This window comes from Kribbella sp. NPDC003557, from assembly GCF_040610805.1.
Taxonomy (GTDB): Bacteria; Actinomycetota; Actinomycetes; order Propionibacteriales; family Kribbellaceae; genus Kribbella.
This window is the reverse complement of sequence record NZ_JBEXMY010000002.1, coordinates 588,849-602,283: the sequence shown is the minus strand read 5'-3', so window position 1 is coordinate 602,283 and position 13,435 is coordinate 588,849. Positions and strand designations below refer to the sequence as shown.

At 68.6% G+C, this 13,435-nt stretch carries 18 protein-coding genes, 1 tRNA gene and 1 other RNA gene; 13 read left to right on the top strand and 7 right to left on the bottom strand.

The genetic code is table 11. The annotated features are described in order from the left end of the window. Positions 1-72 precede the first annotated feature (72 nt). The 7 genes from ABZW60_RS08740 to ABZW60_RS08710 are packed head-to-tail and all read left to right on the top strand — an operon-like array spanning position 73 to position 4,880. Positions 73-381 carry a DNA cytosine methyltransferase gene (locus ABZW60_RS08740; RefSeq protein WP_355475865.1) on the top strand — a complete coding sequence of 103 codons (309 nt, stop codon included), beginning with the start codon at positions 73-75 and terminating at the stop codon, positions 379-381. Further along, positions 378-812, top strand: a complete 435-nt coding sequence (locus ABZW60_RS08735) for an RRQRL motif-containing zinc-binding protein (RefSeq protein WP_355475140.1) — start codon at positions 378-380, stop codon at positions 810-812. Before ABZW60_RS08740 ends, ABZW60_RS08735 begins: the two co-directional genes overlap by 4 nt. Before the next feature lie 24 nt (positions 813-836). Then, positions 837-1,079 carry a hypothetical protein gene (locus ABZW60_RS08730; RefSeq protein WP_355475139.1) on the top strand — a complete coding sequence of 81 codons (243 nt, stop codon included), beginning with the start codon at positions 837-839 and terminating at the stop codon, positions 1,077-1,079. Then, positions 1,076-1,957, top strand: a complete 882-nt coding sequence (locus ABZW60_RS08725) for a bifunctional DNA primase/polymerase (RefSeq protein WP_355475138.1) — start codon at positions 1,076-1,078, stop codon at positions 1,955-1,957. Before ABZW60_RS08730 ends, ABZW60_RS08725 begins: the two co-directional genes overlap by 4 nt. Further along, positions 1,954-3,306: a DUF3631 domain-containing protein gene (locus tag ABZW60_RS08720; RefSeq protein ID WP_355475137.1), complete on the top strand. Its 1,353-nt coding sequence runs from the start codon at positions 1,954-1,956 to the stop codon at positions 3,304-3,306. Before ABZW60_RS08725 ends, ABZW60_RS08720 begins: the two co-directional genes overlap by 4 nt. 38 nt (positions 3,307-3,344) lie before the next feature. After that, entirely contained in the window at positions 3,345-3,572 is a 228-nt protein-coding gene (locus ABZW60_RS08715) for a helix-turn-helix domain-containing protein (RefSeq protein WP_355475136.1), read from the top strand. A 12-nt stretch (positions 3,573-3,584) separates the two neighbouring features. Continuing rightward, positions 3,585-4,880, top strand: coding sequence for a site-specific integrase (locus ABZW60_RS08710; RefSeq protein ID WP_355475135.1), 1,296 nt, complete (start codon positions 3,585-3,587; stop codon positions 4,878-4,880). 136 nt (positions 4,881-5,016) lie between these two features. Here the strand turns inward: ABZW60_RS08710 and ABZW60_RS08705 are convergent. Then, a tRNA-Ser gene (locus tag ABZW60_RS08705) sits at positions 5,017-5,104 on the bottom strand. A 96-nt stretch (positions 5,105-5,200) separates the two neighbouring features. On the opposite strand from ABZW60_RS08705, the gene ABZW60_RS08700 reads away from it, so the two are divergent. The 3 genes from ABZW60_RS08700 to ABZW60_RS08690 all read left to right on the top strand — a co-directional run bounded on the left by ABZW60_RS08700 (position 5,201) and on the right by ABZW60_RS08690 (position 6,743). Further along, a complete protein-coding gene (locus tag ABZW60_RS08700) occupies positions 5,201-5,710 on the top strand; it encodes a sigma-70 family RNA polymerase sigma factor (RefSeq protein WP_355475134.1) in 510 nt (169 codons plus the stop codon). Further along, on the top strand, positions 5,707-6,114 hold the full coding sequence (locus ABZW60_RS08695; RefSeq protein ID WP_355475133.1) for a hypothetical protein: 408 nt from the start codon (positions 5,707-5,709) through the stop codon (positions 6,112-6,114). The genes ABZW60_RS08700 and ABZW60_RS08695 overlap by 4 nt, the downstream gene beginning before the upstream one ends. Before the next feature lie 239 nt (positions 6,115-6,353). Then, positions 6,354-6,743 carry a GNAT family N-acetyltransferase gene (locus ABZW60_RS08690; RefSeq protein ID WP_355475132.1) on the top strand — a complete coding sequence of 130 codons (390 nt, stop codon included), beginning with the start codon at positions 6,354-6,356 and terminating at the stop codon, positions 6,741-6,743. On the opposite strand, the gene ABZW60_RS08685 is transcribed toward ABZW60_RS08690, so the two are convergent. Then, the gene (locus ABZW60_RS08685) at positions 6,720-7,535 is read right to left on the bottom strand and encodes a TIGR03620 family F420-dependent LLM class oxidoreductase (RefSeq protein WP_355475131.1); all 816 of its coding nucleotides are present in this window, start codon (positions 7,533-7,535) and stop codon (positions 6,720-6,722) included. The genes ABZW60_RS08690 and ABZW60_RS08685 overlap by 24 nt on opposite strands. A gap of 46 nt (positions 7,536-7,581) precedes the next feature. Beyond that, positions 7,582-7,917 (bottom strand): DUF3140 domain-containing protein, encoded by a 336-nt coding sequence (locus ABZW60_RS08680; protein WP_355475130.1) that lies wholly within the window; start codon positions 7,915-7,917, stop codon positions 7,582-7,584. Between the two features lie 112 nt (positions 7,918-8,029). Between ABZW60_RS08680 and ffs the strand changes: the two genes are divergently transcribed. After that, positions 8,030-8,126: signal recognition particle sRNA small type (gene ffs / locus ABZW60_RS08675), an RNA gene on the top strand. A gap of 47 nt (positions 8,127-8,173) precedes the next feature. Next, positions 8,174-8,992 (top strand): ammonia-dependent NAD(+) synthetase, encoded by an 819-nt coding sequence (gene nadE / locus ABZW60_RS08670; RefSeq protein ID WP_355475129.1) that lies wholly within the window; start codon positions 8,174-8,176, stop codon positions 8,990-8,992. Here nadE and ABZW60_RS08665 read toward each other — a convergent pair. From ABZW60_RS08665 to ABZW60_RS08655, 3 genes are read right to left on the bottom strand one after another with little or no spacing between them, the layout of a single operon-like run. Then, on the bottom strand, positions 8,985-9,833 hold the full coding sequence (locus ABZW60_RS08665) for an alpha/beta hydrolase (protein WP_355475128.1): 849 nt from the start codon (positions 9,831-9,833) through the stop codon (positions 8,985-8,987). The genes nadE and ABZW60_RS08665 overlap by 8 nt on opposite strands. A gap of 25 nt (positions 9,834-9,858) precedes the next feature. After that, on the bottom strand, positions 9,859-10,263 hold the full coding sequence (locus tag ABZW60_RS08660; protein ID WP_355475127.1) for an SRPBCC family protein: 405 nt from the start codon (positions 10,261-10,263) through the stop codon (positions 9,859-9,861). 2 nt (positions 10,264-10,265) lie between these two features. Further along, complete coding sequence (locus tag ABZW60_RS08655; protein ID WP_355475126.1) at positions 10,266-10,742, bottom strand: MarR family transcriptional regulator; 477 nt, start codon at positions 10,740-10,742, stop codon at positions 10,266-10,268. A 164-nt stretch (positions 10,743-10,906) separates the two neighbouring features. Between ABZW60_RS08655 and ABZW60_RS08650 the strand changes: the two genes are divergently transcribed. Next, positions 10,907-12,532, top strand: coding sequence for a long-chain fatty acid--CoA ligase (locus tag ABZW60_RS08650; protein ID WP_355475125.1), 1,626 nt, complete (start codon positions 10,907-10,909; stop codon positions 12,530-12,532). A gap of 49 nt (positions 12,533-12,581) precedes the next feature. Here the strand turns inward: ABZW60_RS08650 and ABZW60_RS08645 are convergent, their stop codons facing one another. Further along, positions 12,582-13,397: a nucleotidyltransferase domain-containing protein gene (locus ABZW60_RS08645; protein ID WP_355475124.1), complete on the bottom strand. Its 816-nt coding sequence runs from the start codon at positions 13,395-13,397 to the stop codon at positions 12,582-12,584. Positions 13,398-13,435: the final 38 nt, after the last annotated feature.

Genomic DNA, 13,435 nt, shown 5'->3' with positions numbered 1-13,435 from the left:
CCTGCCACCGCCACTGCGGGAGGCGCTGGAACAGGTCGCAGCGACCGCGACGACACAGCCGACCGAGGCGGCATGACGACCTGGGCACCGGCGCATGCGCACTCGCTGGTCAGCCACGGCGGGAACGACAAACAGGACCCGTCGATGGTCACCTACGTGGTTCAGTCCCACACCGGGCCGCGCCGGCTGACCCCGCTGGAATCCGAACGTCTGCAAGGGTTTCCGGACGGCTGGACCGCCACCTCCCACGGCATCCCACAGTCCGATCGTGACCGGTACGCCCAACTCGGCAACAGCGTCGCCGTCCCGGTGTTCGAGTGGGTCGCTCGCCGCACCAACGCCGTACACCACGCCAACGCGGGCGCGGGGGTGACGGCATGAGCACGGCACTGGACCGCGCCACGTTGCACCCGGCCGCGTCGCGATGGATCGAGCTGTGGAACGGCCAACAGGCCCTCGGTTGGGACCACCACGGAACCCCCGTGTTCCGGTTCCGATGGGCCCCGGCCGGGCTCGCCACCCGCCGTCAGCTCCGGGCGATGCGGATGTGTCCGGGCGGTCAGGAGCCGTACGCGCTGCTGGTCTGGCGCAACGGCAAGCGGTGGGCGTGGCTGTACCGGCTCGACCTCGCCCGACCGGCCCGCGTGCCGTCGCCGGCACAGCTGAACGCGCTGGACAAGGCGATGCAGGCCCGCCGTACCTGCGGACTCTGCGGGGCCGTCGCGAGCTACTGCATCCCCACCTCTGACGGCCGCTGCATTGACTGCATCGACGCCGCCAACCACCCGACCGGCTACCCGGCCGCGGCCTGACCGAACTCGAGAGGAGACCACCCGATGCAGCGACTCTTTGCGTCCGTCATCGCGACCGTCCTGCTCTGCCTGACCACTGGATGCGCGACGGGAACCGTGGTGGACAAGGGCTACCGGATCGATCAGGTCGTGGTGAACGGCAAGGCCCAGTACCGGCCGTGTTGGTGGGTGAAGTTCCGCGACAGCGACGGCAAGACACACACCGCCTGCAGCTCGCGCGCCAAGTGGAAGCACGCCAAGACCGGCGACCAGTGGAGCAGCCAGTGAACGCCCCGGTAGCGATCCTGACTGCCGCGCTGGACGCGGCCGGACGGGGGTGGCCGGTGTTCATGCTCGGTCGTTCCAAGCGGCCGGTCGCCAACTGCGACGACTGCCCGCGAGACGCGCACGACCCGGCGACCTGCGGGCACCTGACCTGCCACGGGTTCTACGCAGCCACCACCGACCCCGAACGCGTCGCACAGATCGTCACTGCCGTGCCGGCCGGACAGCTCGCCGTACGGACAGGCGCTGTCTCCGGGCTGGTCGTGGTCGACGTGGACCCCGCACACGGCGGAAGCGTCAGCCTTGCCGAGCTGGTCGCGCACCAGCTGGTGCCCCGCACGCTCTGGGTCCGCACCGGGTCCGGTGGAGTGCACCTGTACTACCGCTACCCCGGCCGCGAGATCGGGTCCCGGCCGATGCCGGGCCGGGCCGGGATCGACGTGAAGGCTGACGGCGGGTACGTCGTACTCCCGCCCTCGCTCCACCACCGCACCCACCAGCCCTACCAGTGGGGCGACCGGTTGAGCGAACCGAGCGAGATGCCCCTCGCGCTGATCGACGCCTGCCTACCGCCCGCGCCGGCCGACACCCCCACTCGCCCAGCCGGGCCGATCCGGACCACCCGAACGGGGGGTATCTCGAACCCGCAGAGCCTGCTCACCTCCACCCTCAACGCCGTACGCAACGCACCCGAGGGCAAGCGCCGAACCACCCTCTACGGCGCCGCACGAGGCGTTGCGCGGATGGTCGCGGCCGGTGCGATCAGCCGAGACGACGCGATCGCCGCACTCACCGACGTGGGACAGCAGGTCGACCAGACCGCCCGCGACATTCGAGCCGCAATCACCGGTGGCTTCCATGACGAAGGGATCGCCGCATGACCACCCCAGACGCCGCACCCGAGCAGATCGACGGCGCGCAACTGCTGGAGGACGTGGCCGCAACGATCAGGCGCTACGTCGTACTGCCCAGTCCGGCCGCGTTGACCGCGGTGGTGCTGTGGATCGCCGCGACGCACGCCGTACCGGCCTGGAATTGCGCGCCCCGGCTCGTGATCCGTGGACCCGAGAAGCGGTGCGGCAAATCCCGGCTACTGGATATGGCAGACGGCATGGTGCACCGCCCGCTGATGACCACCAACGCATCCCCGGCTGCCGTCTACCGGTCCATCGGACTGTTGCCGTCGAACCCGCCCACGCTGCTCATCGATGAGGCCGACACGATCTTTGGCCCCAAGGCGGGCGACAACGAAGCCCTACGGGGACTGCTGAACGCCGGTCATCAGCGTGGCCGCCCGACCATCCGCTACGACGCCGCCACCAACAGCGTCGACCACATCGAGACGTTCGCCATGGCCGCACTCGCGGGAATCGGTGTCATGCCCGACACGATCGAGGACCGGGCCGCCGTCATCCGCATGCGCCGCCGCGCGGCTGGTGAGGAAGTGCAGCCCTACCGGGTACGCCGCGACGGCCCGATACTCGCAGACCTCCGCGACCGGCTCGGGATCTGGGCTAGCCAGCACCTGGACGAGCTGACGAGCGCGGAACCGGACATGCCTCTGGAAGACCGTGCCGCGGACACCTGGGAACCGCTGATCGCGGTCGCCGACCTGGCAGGCGGTCCCTGGCCACAAGCGGCCCGTGCAGCAGCGCTGACGCTGCTAGCCGAGCTGCAGGACTCCACCGAGGATTCGCAGTCCGTACGGCTGCTGAGCGACTGCCGAATCGCGTTCGGTGCCGCCGCCGCGTTGCCGTCAACTGTCCTTGTCCAGCGGCTGCGAGCCGATGCCGAGTCACCCTGGCAGGAACTGCCCGCCCCGACAGGTCTGAGCGTTCGGCGGCTAGCGATCCTGCTGAGGGAATTCGACATCTCCTCGAAGAACCATCGCTGGGAAGACGGCACCCAGTCCAAGGGCTACGCCCGCGACGATTTCGCGGACGCATGGGCCCGGTACTGCCCCAACATCGAGCCCGCCGATGAGTCCGGGAGGGAGATCCGTCCCAAGCGTCCCAAGCGTCCCATCGCAGGTCACGCCGGGGACGGATCTACCCCGTGGGACGGATCGATCCGTCCCAACGAACAAAGCGTCCCCGCTCTGACCTGGGAAGGGACGCTTGGGACGGATGGGACGGATCCCGCTCACCAACCCGGAAAGCCGATCTGCATCCGTTGCCGACAGCCCCTGTCGAACGACGACGGAACTCACGTACACCCCAACTGCGCATGAGCGAACGCGACCGACTGACTGAAGGAGATCTCTTCCCGATGAGCATCGCTGAAGACTCGATCACGACCGCCGCGCCGCTGTTGCTGACCGTGGAGCAGGCCGCGCAGCAGCTCGGCATCGGCCGGACGACCGTGTTCGCCCTGCTGAAGTCCGGCGAACTCGAATCTGTACCGCTCGGTCGCCTACGGCGAATCCCAGCCGAGTGCATCACCGAGTACATCGATCGTCTCCGGGCTGCTGCCCGCGACGGCCGACAGGCCGCCTAGGAGGGAATGCCAATGAGCGAAGAGAAAGCGAAGCGTCACAAGAACCCTGACGGCCGGTCCTCGATCTACCTGGGCGCGGACGGTTACTGGCACGGCCGCGTGACGATGGGCGTAAAGGACAACGGGAAGCCTGACCGCCCGCACGTCAAGCGCAGGCGTAAGGAAGACGTGGTGAACCGCGTCAAGGAGCTGGAGAAACAACGCGACAGCGGCAAGGTTCGCCGGGGCGGGCCGAAGAAGTGGACGGTTGCGGATTGGCTCACGCATTGGTTGACGATCGCCCGGCCGACGCTGCGAGACGGCGCGTACGAAGCGTATGAGGTGGCCGTGCGGGTGCACCTCATTCCCGGTCTCGGAGCACACAAGCTGAACAAGTTGCTGCCCGAACACCTGGAACGCTTCTACACGAAGATGCAGGAGAACGGATCGGCAGCAGGGACGGCTCACCAGGCGCACCGAACCATTCGAAGAGCGCTGGGAGAAGCCGAGAAACGCGGCGCTCTGACAGCGGACAACCCTGCCGAGTTGGCGATTCCGCCGCGCCTAGATCTGGAGGAAGAGGACGAGATCGAGCCGTACACCGTGGACGAGATCAAGGCGATCTTGGCCGAGGCGAACAAGCACCGGAACAGTGCGCGGTGGGCAATCGCCTTGGCGCTCGGATTGCGCCAGGGCGAGGCGCTCGGGCTGAAGTGGTCGGACCTCGACATGAAGGCCGGAGTTCTGCGGGTACGGCGGAGCCTGAATCGGCCGAAGTACAAGCACGGCTGTGAAGGGGAGCCGTGCGGCCGAAAGCCCGGATTCTGTCCGAAGCGCCAGAAAGCCCGGCTGGACACCGCGCCGACGAAATCGCGGGCCGGTCGTCGGACGATCGGCCTACCGAAGGAGCTGACGAAGATTCTGCAGGCGCACTGGAAAGAGCAGGCTGCCGAAAGGACGCTCGCCCGGCAGCTCTGGAAGGACGAGGGGTGGGTGTTCGCCAAGCGAACCGGCGAAGCGCTGAGCCCGAACATGGACTACCGGGAGTGGAAAGCGATGCTGGCGGCGGCCGGGATTCGTGACGGTCGATTGCACGATGCCCGACACACGGCCGCGACGGTTCTGCTGCTGCTCGGTGTGCCCGAGCGGGCCGTCATGGACGTGATGGGCTGGTCCTCCTCATCGATGGTCAAGCGGTATCAGCACGTCACCGCGCCAGTTCGGATGGACATTGCCGAACGCGTCGGCGGCTTGCTCTGGGCGGCCACGGATGAGGGGGAGGACGACGACCCGGACGAGGCGGCCGGCGGGGTTCTCGTGCCTGCCTGAGAGGGCTGTTGAGACCCTCGTTGAGACCCCGGGACATGAAGAGGGGCCGGACGCTGAGCGCCCGGCCCCTCTGTAGTTCACGCCTCCGGAGTCCGAAACCAGGCCTTGACCTGCGGTTTCTTCAATCCCGGGAGACTGGCGGAGGATACGAGATTCGAACTCGTGAGGGGTTGCCCCCAACACGCTTTCCAAGCGTGCGCCCTAGGCCTCTAGGCGAATCCTCCAAGCCGAGAGGATACCGAAGGGGGGAGGGGAATCCGAAATCGGGGCGTGAACCTGGTGAGGGTGTGGGGCGACTGTGGGGGTGAGGGAGGTGGCGGGTGGAGTCGGGTTGGGTGGCTGTGGTGGTGCGGGCTCAGGTAGGGGAGCGGGAGGCGGTTGCTGAGCTGGTGCGGGGGTGGCACGAGGCTGTCTGGGGGTATGTGCGGCACATGCTCGGCCGTGACGACCTGGCTGATGACGTCTCGCAGGAGGTCTGGCTGGCCGTCGTACGGGGGCTGCCGCGGCTCAAGGAGCCGGAGCGGTTTGCGGCGTGGCTGTTCACCATCGCCCGGCGCAGCGTGGTCAACCACCTGCGGCAGCGGTACGCCGACCAGCCGCGCGTCGACGTGGACGAGGAGCCCGACCCGGCGGATCAGGTGGTCGACAGGGTCGACGTACGGCGGCTGCTCGGCGGGGTGCCGGTCATGGAGCGGGAGGTGTTGGTGCTGTTTCACCTGGAGGACCTCAGCCTGGAGGAGTGCGCAGAGGTGCTCGGCGTACCAGTGGGGACGGTCAAGTCCCGTCTACATCGGGCCCGCCGGCTGCTGAGAGAGGAGGCGGGCTCGTGATCTCGGCGGAGGACACCATTGCGGGTCTGAACGACGCCCTGTCGCTCCGGCGTCGCGTCCGGTCGGTGGTCCAGCTCAGTGGTGCCGGTGCGGTGGTCGCACTGGTCGCTGTGCTCTGGCTGACTGAAGACGGGCTGCCGGTCCGGACACAGGTCGGCTTCACAGCCGTCGTACTCGCAGGGCTCGCCGTTATGGCCAGAGCGGTCTATGTACTGCGCCAGCGCGGCCACCTGTTCGCCAAAGACAAGGTGATCGCCGGCTGGATCGCCTCCGGCTGCGCAGTGCTGCTGGCGATCGGACTCGCGCTCGCCGGCCACATCGGACTAGGCGCACCGTTCGTACTGGCGGCGGTCGCCTACCTCTTGTTCACCCATCGAGCGAAGAGACGACTGGAGCGACGATGAAACCGATCGGACCGTTGGCGATCGCCCTCAAACGTTTCGGGACCAAGCGGACCGGCCTGGTGCTCGCGGCGTTGCTAGGCGTGCTGCTGGTGGTAGGGCTCCTCATCTAAGGTCCACAGTATGGAGCTGCGCCCCGTCACCCATGCAGACGTCGACGCGGTGCAGGAGCTGATCGAGTCCGATCCGGGGTACACGGAGCGGATCACGGGCTATCCACCGGGTGAGTCAGACGCCTGCTGATGATGCGCCCGGAGGGTCTGCCGGCGGAGTCGAAGATCGTCCTGGGAGCGTTCGACGACGGCCAACTCGTCGCCGTTGTCGATCTGCTCAGGGGGTTCCCGAACGAGCACACGGCGTTCATCGGGCTCCTCGAGGTCCACTCGCATCACCAGGGCCGCGGGTACGGCGGGTCGACCTACGGACTCGTCCAGCGGTACGTCGAGAGCACCTGGCCCGAGGTACGCACCATGCGGCTGGCTGTCGTCGACACGAACGCACAGGTCGCCACCGGCTTCTGGCAGCGGCAGGGGTTCCAGCCGACCGGTGAGGTACGCCCGTACCGGTACGACAAGCTGGAGTCGAGCGCCCGCCTGTACGAGAAGCAGCTACCCGAGCAGAGCAGGAGCTAGCGCACGCCACTGCTCAATCGGCTGCGGCCCGGTCACCCCGGTGATCACATTGACCGCGACGTGGTCGGCGCCGGCGTCAAGGTGCTCGGTGAGCTTGGCTTTGATGCCTGCCGGACTGCCCCAGGCGGCGAGTGCGTCGACCATGTGATCCGGCAGCGAAGACAGGTCGCTCTGGCTGAACCCCTGCCGCTTGAGCGAGCTGGCGTACCCGGGGATCGTCGTGAAGAAGCCGATGGTGTCCCGTGCGATCGCCCGAGCCCGGTCCGCGTCCGTCTCCAGTACGACAAGGTGGCTGACGGCCAGGAGCTTGTCCGGACCGAGGACCTTCCGCGCCTCGGCGGAGTACTCCGCACGAGTCAGGAACGGGTAAGCACCGGCCGACCGCTCCGCAGCCAGCTTGAGCATCTTCGGACCGAGCGCCGCAAGCACGCGATGCTCCACTGGCACGTCCAGCTGATCCAGGTACGCGTTGAGCGTGGCGATCGGCTTGGCGCCGTGCGCTCCACCCAGACCGACTGTGAACCGTCCCGGTGCGGCTGCCTGCAGCGCGGCGTACGTCGCACTGACGTCGGCCGCGCTGTACTTCACGACCGCCAGGATCCCGCTGACGAAGTTGATCGTCGTTGTCGCGTGCACCAGGTCGGTGATCGTCTGCAGCCCGGGCAGCGGCCCGCCGGACAGCCAGATCACCGGGTACCCGAACTCCTCGGCCGCTCGGGCCGCCGCGATCGATTCCGCACTGCTGTCGAGCCCGGTCGTGATGCCGAACGGCCCGAATCGATGATCCGTCACCAAACAAGTCTCGCCCCGCCGACGCTCCGCCGGCCACCATGTTCGCTCAGAGCGTTCGCAGCGGGTCGTGGCCGACCGACATCAGCCGGTGCCGCCAGTGCGCGTCCCCTGCCGTCGGCTCCGGCTCGTCGCCGCGCTGCTGCCGGATCCGCCGGACGACACGCTCCATCGCGGCGATGTCGTCACCGGTCAGATCGGCCCGCCGCTTGCCGAGGACGTGGACGACGTGCTCGCCGAGTTCGTGCCCGGTCTCGCCGGGCGTCGGCTCGGTCACCTCGCCCGCGGCGTCGGTGCGCAGCCACTCCTCGAGCTCCCTCGACGTCATGTTCACCAGGTGGTGGAACTCGTCCCACAGTTCGTCGTTGACTCGGCTCTCGGCCATGACTACCTCCTCGCCCAGCGCGGTACCCACGGAGCCGGCCTGAAATCAGAGTCACTCGCTCGCATCTGCCGGGTGGATTTCGGACGTGGTGAGGTGATCCCGTACACTCATGGCTGGTTCCCCGCGTGGCGGTATCTCGCCCAATCCCCCCAGGGCCGGAAGGCAGCAAGGGTAAGTGAGCTCTTCCGGGTGCGCGGGGAATCCTTATGTCTAGGCTTGGTCTCCCGGAGACGTCTTCCCGAGACCAAGGAGACCGATGAACGTCGAGAGCCGTTACCTGCAGGAACTGATCATCGCCGAGCTGGACGTGCCCGCGGCGTTCGACGTGGCCGGCGAGGTCGAGCAGCGGGTGGAGTTCCTGGCCGACCGGATCCGGCGGACCGGCGCGACGGCGTACGTGCTCGGGATCAGCGGCGGGGTCGACTCCGCCACGGCGGGCCGGCTGTGCCAGCTCGCGGTCGAGCGGGTGCGGTCGGAGGGCGGTCAGGCGACGTTCGTCGCGATGCGGCTGCCGTACGGCGTGCAGGCCGACGAGGCCGACGCCCAGCGCTCGCTGGACTTCATCAAGCCCGACGAGACCCTCGTGGTCGACGTGAAGCCGGCCACTGACGCCATGGTCGAGGCTGTGCGGCACGGCGGGCTCGGTGACCGTGAGGACTTCCATGTCGGCAACATCAAGGCCCGCCAGCGCATGGTCGCGCAGTACCTCGTGGCCGGCGCCCGCGGCGGGCTCGTGGTCGGCACGGACCACGCGGCCGAGGCAGTGATGGGCTTCTTCACCAAGTACGGCGACGGCGCCTGCGACCTGACACCGCTGTCCGGCCTGACCAAGCGCCGCGTCCGTGCGGTCGGCGAATGGCTCGGCGCCTCACCGGAGATCACCGGCAAGGTGCCGACCGCCGACCTGGAGACGAACAACCCTGGCGTGCCGGACGAGGCGGTGCTGGGCGTGACGTACGACGAGATCGACGACTTCCTCGAGGGCCGCGACGTCGACGACAAGGCTGCCGCCACGATCATCGCCACCCACCGCCGCACCGCTCACAAGCGCGCCGTACCCCTCGCCTTCAGCTGAGGAACCCGGTCAGCAGCCGGGCGAAGAGGTCCGGCTGCTCGGCATGTACGAAGTGGCCGGCGCCGGTCGCGTAGTAATAGGTGCCGTTCGGTACGTCGGACCGGAACAGCTCGATCTCTCGCGGACTGGTGGCCGGGTCGTACTCGCCCTTGATCAAGAGAGCAGGCTGTGTGAGCTGCGCGAATTGCTGCAGGACGGTCTCGCCGAAGCTGGCTGACTTGGTGATCTCAGCTGAGAACGTCCCGGAGCGTTGGTGGCACTCGGCGGGCAGCTCGGTGTCGGCCGGCAGCTGCAGGTCTCGGGAGTCCGGGCCGAGGTAGATCTCCATGCGGCGGTCGCCGAGCTGAGCGAGCAGTGCGATCCGCTCGTCCCACATCTGCTTCGTCGCCGGCCCGGTGTGGGGCGGGAGCTCGGCTCCCGGGAGCAGGGGCAGCGCAGCGTGGAGCAGGGTGTCGGTGGCGAGCACCATGTCCCAGGCGGGGTTCTCGAACACCGCCCGGCTGACCGAGCTCGGGTGGGCCGCGGCGTACCGCAGGGCCACGCGGCCGCCGTACGAGTGGCCAAGCAGCGACCACTGCTCGATGCCGAGCTGTTCACGGAGCGCCTCGTAGTCAGCGATCAGGTCCTGCTCGCTGACCGGCCCAGTGAGCGGGTCTGACCGCTGTACGCCGCGCTGGTCGACGCCGATCAGGTGGAAGTCGCGCGCGAGCCGGTCGCCCTGGAACCTCATGAAGTCGTACGATCCCGCGCCCGGGCCGCCGTGGACGAACAGCAGGGGCGGTGCGTCCGAACGGCCGCGCTGGTCGACGTACAGCCTGGTGTCGCGCACCTCCGTCAGCATGGCCGGAGCGTAGTGCGCGCCGGGCTCAGGCGGTGTGGGCCAGCTGGACCTGGCGGACGCGGTTGGCGAGGCGGGCCAGGCGGATAGTGGCGATGTTCCGGTACGCCGGGCGGAGGACGGTCGCGAGCGGTCCCGACTGCTCGAACGTGTGGGTGACCCGGCTGTCCGCCCCGATCGTCCACGTGCCGACCTCGCGGAAGCCGGGGACCTGCCAGACGATCTCGACGCGGTCCGCCTCGACCACCGTGTACTGCAGCTCGCCGGAGAAGCCCGGCCGGACGCGGAGCGCGTAGCGGGTCCCCGGGTTGGTCTCGCGGGGGCCGTCGATGGCGAGGAACGCCTCGTTCCACTCCGGCAGGCCGAGGGCGTCGAGCAGCACCTGCCGGATCGCTGCCTGGCCGGCGTGGATGGTCTCGGTGGCCTTTTCCATGACTAGTTCTCCTGATGGGCGAGTTCGGGACCCCGGCGGCGGGCCAGGGCGGCCCCGGTCGGGAAGGCGTCGGCGAGCGAGCGGAGCGTGCTGATCGTCTCGTCGAGCGCCTGGCCGGCGAGACGGTCGTGCATGGTGCGGTGCAGCCGGTTCTCCGCGGTGATGATGCGGCGGTGCAGTGCGCGGCCCTGGGGGGTCAGGCTCAGCGTGAGGTAGCGCCGGTCGACCTTGTCGATGCCGCGTTTCACCAGGCCCTGCGCGACGAGCCGGTCGACCAGCCGGCTCGGGCTGTTGCCGGTCTCGCAGACGAGCAGCCCGCCGAGGGCGTTGAGCGTCATCGGGCCGTGGTCGCGAAGGACTCGCAGAACCTCTGCCTGTGAAGGGGTGATGCCGAGCGGCCGCAGCTCCGCGGCGAGCAGGCGATTGCCCTCGCGCTGGATCGCCAGCACCAGATAGCGAAGCTCCTCGACAACCTTCATGGCAGATATATTACACGACACGTATGTCGTGTCATCTGTTTGGCGTGATTGTTTTCCGGAGCTGTTGCCGGAGGCGACGATTCCGGCCGGGTTCCGGAAGAGTGCCGGAGAAAGTCCGGTTGAGGTCATGGTCAAGGTGACACCGCGGCTGGCACAGTGTCTTCATGAAGGGTCTGATGCAGAGTTACCAGCTGTCGCTCGACACGATCTTCCGCCGGGCCGAGCAGTTCTACCCGGACAAGACCGTCTACACCGGCGGTCCGGCGCCGACGAAGATGACGTACGGCGAGTGGGCGGAGCGCACCAGACGCCTGGGCGGCGTCCTCGACACGCTCGGGATCAGCCCCGACGGCCGCGTCGCGACCTTCGCGTGGAACTCGGGGCGTCACCTCGAGCTCTACTTCGCTGCCCCCTGCACCGGCCGGGTGCTGCACACGCTGAACATCAGACTCTTCCCGGACCAGGTCGTCTACATCGCGAACCATGCCGAGGACGAGGTCGTGTTCGTCGACCGGTCGCTGCTCGGTCTGTTCCTGCCGTTGCTCGAGCGCCTGCCGCAGCTGCGCCATGTCGTCGTGATGGACGATCTGCCGGCGGGAGCGCCGGCGGCAGAGATCCCTGACGACCCGAGGTTCCACGACTACGAGGAGTTGCTCAGCGGCGCGGAGCCGTTGGAATTCCACGTCGAGGACGAGAACCAGGCCGCCGCGATGTGCTACACGAGCGGCACGACGGGGAACCCCAAGGGCGTCGTCTACTCGCACCGGTCCACCTGGCTGCACTCGATCGGCGTCCTGACCAACGCCGGGATCGGGCTCGCCGAGACCGACACCGTGATGCCGGTCGTGCCGATGTTCCACGCGAACGCGTGGGGCCTGGCGCACGCGGCCCCGATGGCCGGCGCGTCGCTGGTGTTCCCCGGCCCGGACATGAGCCCGCAGGGGATCCTCAAACTGCTCCAGGAGCAGGAGGTCACCCTGTCCGCCGGTGTGCCGACGATCTGGCAGGGGCTGCTGCCGCTGCTCGACGGCGTGGAGTTGCCGAAGCTGCGGCGGATCCCGTGCGGCGGCTCCGCGGTGCCGGAGGCGCTGTCGGAGGCGTTCCGCGCCAAGCTCGGCCGGCCGATCCTCCAGGCCTGGGGCATGACGGAGACGAGCCCGGTCGCGACCGCGGCCCACGTTCCCTCGCGCAGCACGGACCTCCCCGAGGAGGAGCAGGCGCACCTGCGGGCCCGGGCCGGCCTGCCGCTGCCCGGAGTCGAGGTCCGGATCGTCGAGCCCGGGTCGATCACCCCACTGCCGTGGGACGACGAGGTGACCGGCGAGCTGCAGGTCCGCGGCCCGTGGATCGCGGCGGAGTACTACCGACCGGACGACGGCGCCCAGCTGAACACCGAGGACGGCTGGATGAAGACGGGCGACGTCGCCGCCATCGACCAGTTCGGGTCGGTGCGGATCGTCGACCGGACCAAGGACCTGGTGAAGTCCGGCGGCGAGTGGATCAGCTCGGTGGAGCTGGAAAACCTGCTGATGGCGCATCCCGCGGTGAAGGAGGCCGCGGTGATCGGCGTCCCGCATCCGAAGTGGGACGAGCGGCCGCTGGCCTGCGTCGTCCTGCAGGAGGGCACGAGCGCGACCAGCGAGGAGATCCTCGAGTATCTCCAGCCGCTGGTCGCGAAGTGGTGGCTGCCGGACGCGGTCGAGTTCATCGACGAGGTCCCGAAGACGTCGGTCGGCAAGTTCTCGAAGAAGGACCTTCGCACCCGCTTCGCCAAGTACCACCTGGAGTAGGCAGTTGTTGCCGTGGGCACGCAGCGGTTGGTGCCCACGGAGACCGTGGTCAGTCGAAGCTGGTGTGGAAGTGGTTCCGGAGGTGCTCGAGGGTCGCGTCGACGAAGGCGGTGGGCCAGGGGTTGCCGGTGAGTTTGGCCAGGGCGGTGCCGCGGGTGATGAACTGACGGCAGATGTACTGGTTGGCCGCGATGATGTCGGCCGGATCAGTGCCGGCGGCTGGGATCGACTCCAGGGCTGTGCGTTGTTCGTCGGACAGGAGTGCGTTCAAGCGCTTGGCTCCGCTGGTCCGGCGCACGCCGCGTTCGGCGAGCATCAGCGCGATGAGTTGGTCGCGTACGGCGCCGATGCCCTGGTTGGCGACGACCCGTTCGTTCCGCCCGAGGACCGTGACCAGGTTGCCCAGGAAGTAGAAGAACAGGTTCACGGCGCGGTCCGGCCAGTACGGTTCACCGGGCCGGCCGCCCCGAGGTGCGATATCGCCCTCCGGGAACAGCGTGCCGTCCCGGTCGAACAGCACCCGCGCCCCGTCGTACTGGAACCGGTCGAACGACGCCAGCGGGTGCACGATCAGATCCACATGCAGCCAGTCAGCCGTGATCCCGAGACCGCCGATCAGCCCCGGCAGCCGATCCGCCAGCACGGTCGGCCCGGCGAGCTCCCGCAGCACGTCGGCCCAGTGCTCCTCGAACCACCCGATGCTGTCGTCGGTCACCACGAGGTGTACGTCGACGTCGCTGAACCGGTCGGCGGCGCCCGTCCCGTAGCTGCCGATCAGGTACACGCCCAGCACCCGCTCGTCGCCGCGCAGGACCTCGCCCGCCCGCGTGATCACTGTCTGCTGCCGCTCGTCCCCAGTCGTCACCCGCACCAGCCTAGGTCGCGTGCCGGGCCCGGGGGCGG

What these genes read in the sequence shown, in the direction of transcription:
- ABZW60_RS08740 (WP_355475865.1), top strand. Translation starts at nt 73, where the DNA reads ATGACGACCTGGGCACCGGCGCATGCGCACTCGCTGGTCAGCCACGGC.
- ABZW60_RS08735 (WP_355475140.1), top strand. Translation starts at nt 378, where the DNA reads ATGAGCACGGCACTGGACCGCGCCACGTTGCACCCGGCCGCGTCGCGA.
- ABZW60_RS08730 (WP_355475139.1), top strand. Translation starts at nt 837, where the DNA reads ATGCAGCGACTCTTTGCGTCCGTCATCGCGACCGTCCTGCTCTGCCTG.
- ABZW60_RS08720 (WP_355475137.1), top strand. Translation starts at nt 1,954, where the DNA reads ATGACCACCCCAGACGCCGCACCCGAGCAGATCGACGGCGCGCAACTG.
- ABZW60_RS08715 (WP_355475136.1), top strand. Translation starts at nt 3,345, where the DNA reads ATGAGCATCGCTGAAGACTCGATCACGACCGCCGCGCCGCTGTTGCTG.
- ABZW60_RS08710 (WP_355475135.1), top strand. Translation starts at nt 3,585, where the DNA reads ATGAGCGAAGAGAAAGCGAAGCGTCACAAGAACCCTGACGGCCGGTCC.
- ABZW60_RS08690 (WP_355475132.1), top strand. Translation starts at nt 6,354, where the DNA reads ATGATGCGCCCGGAGGGTCTGCCGGCGGAGTCGAAGATCGTCCTGGGA.
- ABZW60_RS08680 (WP_355475130.1), bottom strand. Translation starts at nt 7,917, where the DNA reads ATGGCCGAGAGCCGAGTCAACGACGAACTGTGGGACGAGTTCCACCAC.
- nadE (WP_355475129.1), top strand. Translation starts at nt 8,174, where the DNA reads ATGAACGTCGAGAGCCGTTACCTGCAGGAACTGATCATCGCCGAGCTG.
- ABZW60_RS08665 (WP_355475128.1), bottom strand. Translation starts at nt 9,833, where the DNA reads ATGCTGACGGAGGTGCGCGACACCAGGCTGTACGTCGACCAGCGCGGC.
- ABZW60_RS08660 (WP_355475127.1), bottom strand. Translation starts at nt 10,263, where the DNA reads ATGGAAAAGGCCACCGAGACCATCCACGCCGGCCAGGCAGCGATCCGG.
- ABZW60_RS08655 (WP_355475126.1), bottom strand. Translation starts at nt 10,742, where the DNA reads ATGAAGGTTGTCGAGGAGCTTCGCTATCTGGTGCTGGCGATCCAGCGC.
- ABZW60_RS08650 (WP_355475125.1), top strand. Translation starts at nt 10,907, where the DNA reads ATGAAGGGTCTGATGCAGAGTTACCAGCTGTCGCTCGACACGATCTTC.